The organism is Roseateles sp. P5_E11 (genome assembly GCF_054049355.1).
The window spans coordinates 1-7,622 of record NZ_JBFUMO010000269.1; the positions used below are offsets into that span (position 1 = coordinate 1).

At 68.0% G+C, this 7,622-nt stretch carries 5 protein-coding genes and 2 pseudogenes; all 7 read right to left on the minus strand.

The window, feature by feature from the left end; genetic code table 11:
- Positions 1-669, minus strand: a 669-nt coding sequence (locus tag ACXJKR_RS18690) for an SDR family oxidoreductase (RefSeq protein WP_457324087.1), incomplete at its 3' end; no start/stop codon positions are given.
- The gene (locus ACXJKR_RS18695) at positions 669-1,634 is read right to left on the minus strand and encodes a CsgG/HfaB family protein (RefSeq protein ID WP_457324088.1); all 966 of its coding nucleotides are present in this window, start codon (positions 1,632-1,634) and stop codon (positions 669-671) included. The genes ACXJKR_RS18695 and ACXJKR_RS18690, both read right to left, overlap by 1 nt.
- 92 nt (positions 1,635-1,726) lie before the next feature.
- Positions 1,727-4,087 carry a penicillin acylase family protein gene (locus ACXJKR_RS18700; protein ID WP_457324089.1) on the minus strand — a complete coding sequence of 787 codons (2,361 nt, stop codon included), beginning with the start codon at positions 4,085-4,087 and terminating at the stop codon, positions 1,727-1,729.
- Positions 4,087-4,356: pseudogene (locus ACXJKR_RS18705) on the minus strand (SDR family oxidoreductase); the annotation flags it as partial. The pseudogene ACXJKR_RS18705 and the gene ACXJKR_RS18700, both read right to left, overlap by 1 nt.
- Positions 4,348-4,668: pseudogene (locus ACXJKR_RS18710) on the minus strand (sugar ABC transporter permease); the annotation flags it as partial. The pseudogenes ACXJKR_RS18705 and ACXJKR_RS18710, both read right to left, overlap by 9 nt.
- An 11-nt stretch (positions 4,669-4,679) precedes the next feature.
- On the minus strand, positions 4,680-6,224 hold the full coding sequence (gene mmsA / locus ACXJKR_RS18715; RefSeq protein WP_457324090.1) for a multiple monosaccharide ABC transporter ATP-binding protein: 1,545 nt from the start codon (positions 6,222-6,224) through the stop codon (positions 4,680-4,682).
- Between the two features lie 246 nt (positions 6,225-6,470).
- Entirely contained in the window at positions 6,471-7,532 is a 1,062-nt protein-coding gene (gene chvE, locus ACXJKR_RS18720; protein ID WP_457324091.1) for a multiple monosaccharide ABC transporter substrate-binding protein, read from the minus strand.
- Between the last annotated feature and the right edge of the window lie 90 nt (positions 7,533-7,622).

Below are 7,622 nucleotides of genomic sequence, written 5' to 3' on the forward strand. Positions count from 1 at the left end.
GGCCGACAGCGGCAGGCCGGCCATGTAGACGACGGCGCGGGCCACGTCCTCGACGTCCATGCGCGGCTCCACCGCCATGGTGCCGTTGGCCTGGGGCACGCCACGCGTCATCTTCTCGGTCATCTCGGTCGCGGCATTGCCGATGTCGATCTGGCCCGCCGCAATGTCGAAGGCGCGGCCGTCCAGGCTCAGGGACTTGGTCAGGCCGGTGATGGCGTGTTTGGTGGAGGTGTAGGGTGCCGAGAACGGCCGCGGCGCGTGGGCCGAGATGGAACCGTTGTTGATGATGCGGCCGCCGCGCGGCGATTGCGCCTTCATCAGCGCGAAGGCTGCGCGGGCGCAGAGGAAGCTGCCGGTCAGGTTGGTGTCGACGACTGCGCGCCATTGCGCCACCGTCAGCTCATCGATGGGCACGGCCGGCGCGGAGATGCCGGCGTTGTTGAACAGCAGGTCCAGCCGGCCGAAGCGCTCGCGCAGCGTCGCGAAGGCCGCGTCGACCTGGGCCTCGACACAGACATCGGTCTGCAGGGCCAGCGCATCCGGCAGCGTCTCGCGCAGAGCTGCCTCGCGGCGGCCCATCAGCGCCAGCGTCCAGCCTTCAGCCGCCAGTGCGCGGGCCACGGCCCGGCCGATGCCGGAGCCAGCCCCAGTGACGAGAGCAACCCTCATCAACGACCGCTCGGCGACACGAGGGTGCGCTGCACCCAACCGCTGAAGTTGGCGGCGTCGACCTTGACGAAGCCGTCCTTGACCTCGCCGGTGGCAACGAGTTCATCGCTGCGGTTCAGCGTGGCAACGACCTTGCTGTCGCGCGACGGGGCGGCGTAGGCCTTCACGTTGGAGATCTTGGCCACGAGCATCTGGCCCGCGGGAACGGGCGCGCCAGCCTGCGTGGAGGCGCCCGCATTCGCGTCGCCGGCGGCGCTGCCGGTGCGGATCAGGCTCTGCTGGTCGCGGATGCCCAGCACGATCTTGTTGTAGTTGTCGAGCAGGCTGGCAGCGATGAGCTTGCCTTCGGGCGTGCTGGTGTAGCCGCCCGCGGCGCCCAGCGCGCCGCCGCCGTAGCCCCAGCCGCCGATGGAGAAGTCGGTCTTGGTGGCCTTGCCTTCAGCGGCAGCGACTTGGATGCTGGAGCGCACGTCGGCGATCAGCAGGCTGGTGCTGGCCTCCTTGAATTTCAACCCGCCGGCGATGGCGCCAATGCCACCCARCCGGTTGCCCAGCAGGCCACCAATGGCGCCGCCGACACCGCCGGTGTTGCTGGCAGCCACCAGCACATTGGGCGTCATGACGAAGTCGGCCGCCTGCATCTGACCCTTGCCCACATTGGATTCCTGGCGCATCTCGCCGGCGGCGGCGAGGTTGCGCTCCTGCTGCAGGTTCTGCATGGCCACGCCGCGCTCGACGACGTCAAAGCAGCCCGACTGCTGCACCATCATGCGCAGCAGCGATGCGGGCGAGCCCAGGCCGTAGTGCGACAGGTGGTTCCAGCCGTGCTGGGGCTCGGCCACGGCCAGCACGCCGAGCTTCTTGGGGCACTTCTCGACATTGGAGCCCGCCTCCTGGGCCTGCGCGGCCATCGCGGCAAAAGCCAGAGAAGCCAGCACGGCCCTGCTGAGCGTCTTGTTGTTCATCGTGATCCTCGCTTCGTTATCGGGTGACAGGGATTGTGCCCAGCGGGCGGTTCGGCTGGCGTCCCCATTCCGCGGGAATAGGGTCGCCTGGATCAGGGGCGCAGCACGAGCCGGTGCACGGTCTCGCCGGGCAGGAAAGGCAGGGCCTCGCCGGCCAGCCAGGCGGCATGGTCGCCACGGTAGAAAGGCGACATCGGGTGGCCGCTCTGACCGCCCGGGATGACGAGGATGCCGCTCTCCTCGTGGCCGGGCGACACCACCATGCGCTCGCTCTGGCCATGGCCGTGGTTGTGCACGCGTGGCATGTGGCTGTCGCCGGCCATGCCCTGGGAGGCCTGGTCCAGCCAGTTGGAGAGCGCCGGCACGGCGACGCTCAGCGGGTGGCGCACGCTGGTGGGGTTGTCGGCACCCCAGGTGGCTGCGGCGAGGCTGCCGTATTTGCTCAGCAGCTCCTTGCGGCTGTCGAGCGCGGCGCGCTGCAGGAGCTCGGGCCAGGTCTTGAAGCTGCCTGGCAGGGTGTCAGGCCGCGCCGCCTGGATCAGCGCCCAGCCGGGCGTCTCGGGCACCAGTTTCAGGTCGGACAGCTTCGCGCCTTGCGCTTCCAGCAGGCCAGCCAGCGGGTCGAAGATGTTTTTCAGCGCCTGCAGCCGGAAGGAACGCACCAGCAGATAACCGACCGCGTCGGGTCGGGCCGCATCGGCGCCCTTCTCGACCTCGGCGCGATAGTCCGCCAGGCCGTTGTTGGCCACGAAGTCGGGCGTCAGCACCTGTTCCAGCAGCAGCTTGCGCCAGCGCTGATGGAAGAGCGCGCGGTGGTCGAGCTGGATGGCGTGCAGGCCGGCCTCGTCGAACTTGTCCTGGGCGCGCAGGCCATCGCGGATCTGCCGGGCGCGGGCGCCGAGATCCCAGCCACCGTTGCCGAGCAGCTTCATCGCCTCGCCACCGACCATGCGCGAATTGGCCGTCCACAGCCGCCCGTCAGCCGGGTCGACGATGCGCGGCTGCTCGGCCGCGCCGAGATAGCCCTGCCAGCGCGACCGGCCGTCGCTCCAGTCCTGCGGGCGGTCGATGTCTTCACCACCGACACGCTTGGGCATCGCACCGATGACGGTCCAGGCGATGCGCCCGCCGGCGTCGGCCACCAGCAGGTTCTGGGCGGGCATGCCGGCGCCCGCGGCCACTTGCACGGCCTCGTCGACATTGCTGGCCGTCTCCATATGCATCAGGCGCAGATTCATGCCCTGGMGGTCATGGGCCACCCAGCGCAGCGCGTAGGCCTGCCCGCTCGCTGCCTTTTGAGGCATGACGGGGCCCCATTCGCTTTCCAGCACGACATGGTCGACCGCGGCTTCGCCGGCGATCTCGATGCGCTCGACGGCACGTTGCAGCGGCTTCTCGGCGCCGCCGGCCAGGTAATGCGTGCCAGCGCCATTGAGCTTGAGCGCCACGACATCCGCCCAATCGGAGGTCGTGTTCGTGAAACCCCAGGCCACGTGGCCGTTGCTGCCGACGACCAACAGCGGCGCGCCGGGCAGGGTCACCCCGGCCACGTCATGGCTGCCGGTCGCGTCCTTCCACTTCATGCGCGCCTTGAACCAGGTGCCGGGCGAGCGCAGGCCCAGGTGCATGTCGTCGGCCAGGATGGCCCGCCCGCCCGCGCCATGCGCGGCCGCGACGGCGAAGTTATTGCTGCCGATGTCACGGGCGTCACGCAGGCTGCAGTCGCTGCAGGCCGTCTTGGCAGCGCGCAATGCGGCCGGCAGCGGCCCCGCTGGCAGGGGCACGGCAGTCACGCGGCTGTCGTCCATGGCGGCCTGCCAGTCGGCGCTGTGCTGGGTCAGGAAGGCATACCAGTCGTCCGGCACGGCCTCGCGCAGCAGGCCCGTGGCGACGTCGTCGCGGCCCTGGGCGCCCTGCAGGTCGAGGTACATGCCATAGGCGACGAGGACGGTGTCGGCCGCGACCCAGGGCTGGGGTTGCTGGCGCAGCAGCAGGTATTCGGGCGGGCGTGCGCCGAGGCCGGCCAGGCCAGCGTTGACGCCGCTCACATAGGCGTCCAGCAGCGCGCGCTCATCTGCGGCCAAGGCCGCGATGCCGGCTTCAGCACGGTGGCGGAAGCGATGCAGGCGGCGCGACTTGTCCAGCGGCAGCGCCTTCGCGCCCACCAGCGCGGACAGCTCGCCAGCCGCGTTGCGGCGCATCAGGTCCATCTGGAAGAAGCGCTCCTGAGCGTGTGCGAAGCCCAGGGCCCGGGCCACGTCCAGGCGGTTCTCGGCAGTGATGGTCAGGTAGCCGCGCGCGTCGCGCTGCAACTCGGCCGGCGCACTCAGGGCGGCGATGGCACGTTCACCGTCGAGCTGGGCCAGGCTGCCACGCAGGGTCAGCCACAGCGCCAGAGCGAGCAGCAGCACGAGGGCCAGCAGGGCAAGGAGGATGCGCTTGAGCCACCTCATCAGAATGTCCCCGGGTAGCCGCCGCCGTCGAGCAAGATGTTCTGGCCCGTCAGGTAGGCGGCTTGGGCGCTGCACAGCATGGCGCAGATGGCGCCGAACTCGGCGGCAGTGCCGAAGCGCTGCGCCGGAATGGCCGCGCGGCGCCTGGCCGCCAGTTCATCCGCGCCGACGCCCGCCTTGGCGGCGCCGGCGGCGAAGCCCTTCTTCAGTCGGTCGGTATCGAAGGCACCCGGCAGCAGGTTGTTGATCGTCACATTGGCGCCGGCGACCAGGCACACGGCTGCGGCCGGCAGCACGGGCCAACCCTGCTCGACCATCAGAATGGCTGCCAGGGCGCCGATGAAGCCGCAGATGGAACCGACCGACAGGTCGATGTGGCCCGCGACGATCACGAGCAGCATCCCGAGGGCCATGACCACGATGTAGCTGTTCTGGAGGAACAGGTTGGTCAGGTTCAACGGCTGCAGCAGCGTGCCGTCGGTGAGCACCTGGAAGAACCCCATGATGCAGACCAGCGACAGCAGCATGCCGTAGTCGCGCAGGTGCGATGCCAGGAAATTGCGCAGGGAAGAGGAAGACATGAGGATGGGTTTCAATGGGTGCCCAAGAGGGCGTGCATGACGGTTTCCTGGGTGGCGCCGGCAGCCGGCATTTCAGCCACCAGTTCGCCCTCGTTCATCATGTAAAGGCGGTCGCACAGGCCCAGCAGCTCGGGCAGCTCCGACGAAATCATCAGGATTGCCCGACCCTGGGCGGCCAGGCTCGCAATCAGGCTGTAGATCTCGAACTTGGCGCCGACGTCGATGCCGCGGGTGGGTTCGTCGAGGATGAGCAACTGGGGGTCGGTGAACAGCCACTTGGCCAGCACCACCTTCTGCTGGTTGCCGCCGGACAGGTCGCCGACGGCCTGCTGGACGTTGGCGCAGCGGGTGGCCAGCCGCTGCCGGAAGTCATTTGCCACCGTGCTCTCCTGCGCCTCGTCGATGACGCCGAAGCGAGAGACGCCTTCCAGCCGGCACAGGCTGGTGTTGCGGGCAATGCTTTCCTGCAGCACCAGCCCCAGGGCCTTGCGGTCCTCGGTGACATAGGCCAGCCCTGACTTGATGGCCCGCCGGACGGTCGAGACGTCGACCTGCTGCCCGTCCATCCAGGCGGAGCCGCGGATGCGGCGCCCCCAGGAGCGGCCGAACACGCTCATCGCGAGCTCGGTCCGGCCCGCGCCCATCAGGCCGGCGATGCCGACGATCTCGCCGCGGCGAACATTCAGATTGACGCCCTTGATGGCTTCGCGGCCCACGTGAAGCGGGTGCTCGACCCACCAGTCGCGCAGCTCGAACAGGACTTCACCTGGGTTGGACTGCCGCTTGGGATAGCGGTCCTGCATGTCCCGCCCGACCATGGCGCGAACAATGGCCGCCTCCGCTGGCGGCGCCTCCCTGCAGTCCATCGTGGTGATGGTCGAGCCATCGCGGAGCACCGTGACGGCGTCGGCCACTTCGGCGATCTCKTTGAGCTTGTGGGAGATCAGCACACAGCTGACGCCGCGGCCGCGCAGCCGTTTCAGCAATTCGAGCAGCGCGGCGCTGTCATCCTCGTTGAGGCTGGCTGTGGGCTCGTCAAGGATCAGCAGCTTCACGTCCTTCGCGAGCGCTTTGGCAATCTCCACGAGCTGCTGCTTGCCGACGCCGATGTCCCCCACCAGCGTATTCGGTGACTCCTGAAGCCCGACCTGGCGGAGCAGCTCGACGGCCTGCTCGTGCGTGCGCGTCCAGTCGATCACGCCGCGCCGGGCGCGCTCGTGCCCGAGGAAGAGGTTCTCGGCGATGGAGAGCTGCGGAATCAGCGCCAACTCCTGGTGGATGATGACGATGCCGAGCGCTTCGCTCTGGCGTATGCCGGAGAAGCGCTGCGGCTGGCCGCCGAACCGGATCTCGCCTTCGTAGTCCGGGTGCGGGTAGACACCCGAGAGGATCTTCATCAGCGTGGACTTGCCGGCGCCGTTCTCGCCAACCACGGCGTGAATCTGGCCATGCTGGACGGCCAGGTCGACATGCTTCAGGGCGACCACGCCATGGAACTTCTTGCCGATTCCGCGCATCTCCAGCAGCGCGCTCGGCTGATTGCCTGCGGTTTCCATTTCAGTTGCCCGTTGAGTACACAGCGGGACGAGCGCCGGGCCGCTCCCTAGCCGGCCCGCACTGGCGATGTTCTTGCGGCTCGACGCCGCAAGCATCGCCGTCCCCGCGGGGGCTGAGGCCGGACGCAAGGTGCCCGGTGGGCGGCTTGTGCCTGCCGAAGGGCTGCGGCTCATGCCRCAGCGCGGTCTGCAAGACCGACCAGACTTGCTCGCGTTCAGCGACGCGAGGTTGGGCGAGGGGCAGGTTCATTTCAGCTGGCTTTCCTTGTAGTAGCCGCTGTCCACGAGCACGGGCTTCCAGTTCGTGGCGTCGACTGCAACAGGCTTGAGCAGATAGGACGGCACGACCTTGGTGCCGTTGTTGTAGGTCTTGGTGTCGTTCACCTGCGGCGCGCGGCCGCTGAGCACCGCATCGACGAGGTCGGCCGTGACCTTGGCCAGCTGGCGGGTGTCCTTGAAGACGGTGGAAGCCTGGTCACCCCTCAGGATGGCCTTGACCGACGGCAAGTCGGCGTCCTGCCCGGTGATGACCGGCATGGGCTGGCTCGCGCTGCCGTAGCCGACGCCTTTCAAGGAAGAAATGATGCCGATCGACAGGATGTCCGCGGGGGACAGGACGGCATGCAGCTTCTCCTTGCCGTAGAAGGCCGACATCAGGTTGTCCATGCGCGCCTGGGCGGTGGCGGTGTCCCAGCGCAGGATGCCGACCTTCATCGCACCCAGCTGCTTGCTGCGCACGACGAGCTTGCCGCTGTCCAGGTAGGGCTTGAGCACGCTCATGGCGCCGTCGTAGAAGAAGCCCGAATTGTTGTCGTCGGGCGAGCCCGCGAACACCTCCAGGTTGAAGGGCCCCTTGCCCTGCTTCAGGCCGAGCCGGTTGACGATGGACTCGGCCTGCAGCACGCCGACCTGGAAGTTGTCGAAGGTGGTGTAGTAGTCGACGTTCTTGGATCCGCGGATCAGGCGGTCATAGGCGACGACCTTGACGCCCTTCTCGGCGGCCTTCTGCAGCACGCCGGACAGCGTGGACCCGTCGATGGAGGCGATGACCAGGGCCTTGACGCCCTTGGTGACCATGTTCTCGAGCTGGGCGAGTTGGTTGGGGATCTCGTCATCGGCATATTGCAGGTCGACCTGGTAGCCGAGCGCCTTGAAGCTCTTGACCATGTTGTCGCCGTCGGCGATCCAGCGCTGTGAGCCCTTGGTCGGCATCGAGATGCCAACGGTGCCCTTGCCCTGTGCCAGCAGCGGTGCGCAGGGTGCGAGCGTCAACAAAGCGCTCAGTGCGATAAAAGTGGTGCGACGCATGATGTCTCCGTGTGTGTTTGGGGGGCGGTCATTTGCTCAGCGAAAGATGCGCTGGGCGAGTGATAAGGGTTTCTCCAACGCCCAGCGAGG

Bases quoted from the DNA above. Each gene is read 5' to 3' on its own strand.
- chvE (WP_457324091.1), bottom strand. From the start codon at position 7,532: ATGCGTCGCACCACTTTTATCGCACTGAGCGCTTTGTTGACGCTCGCA.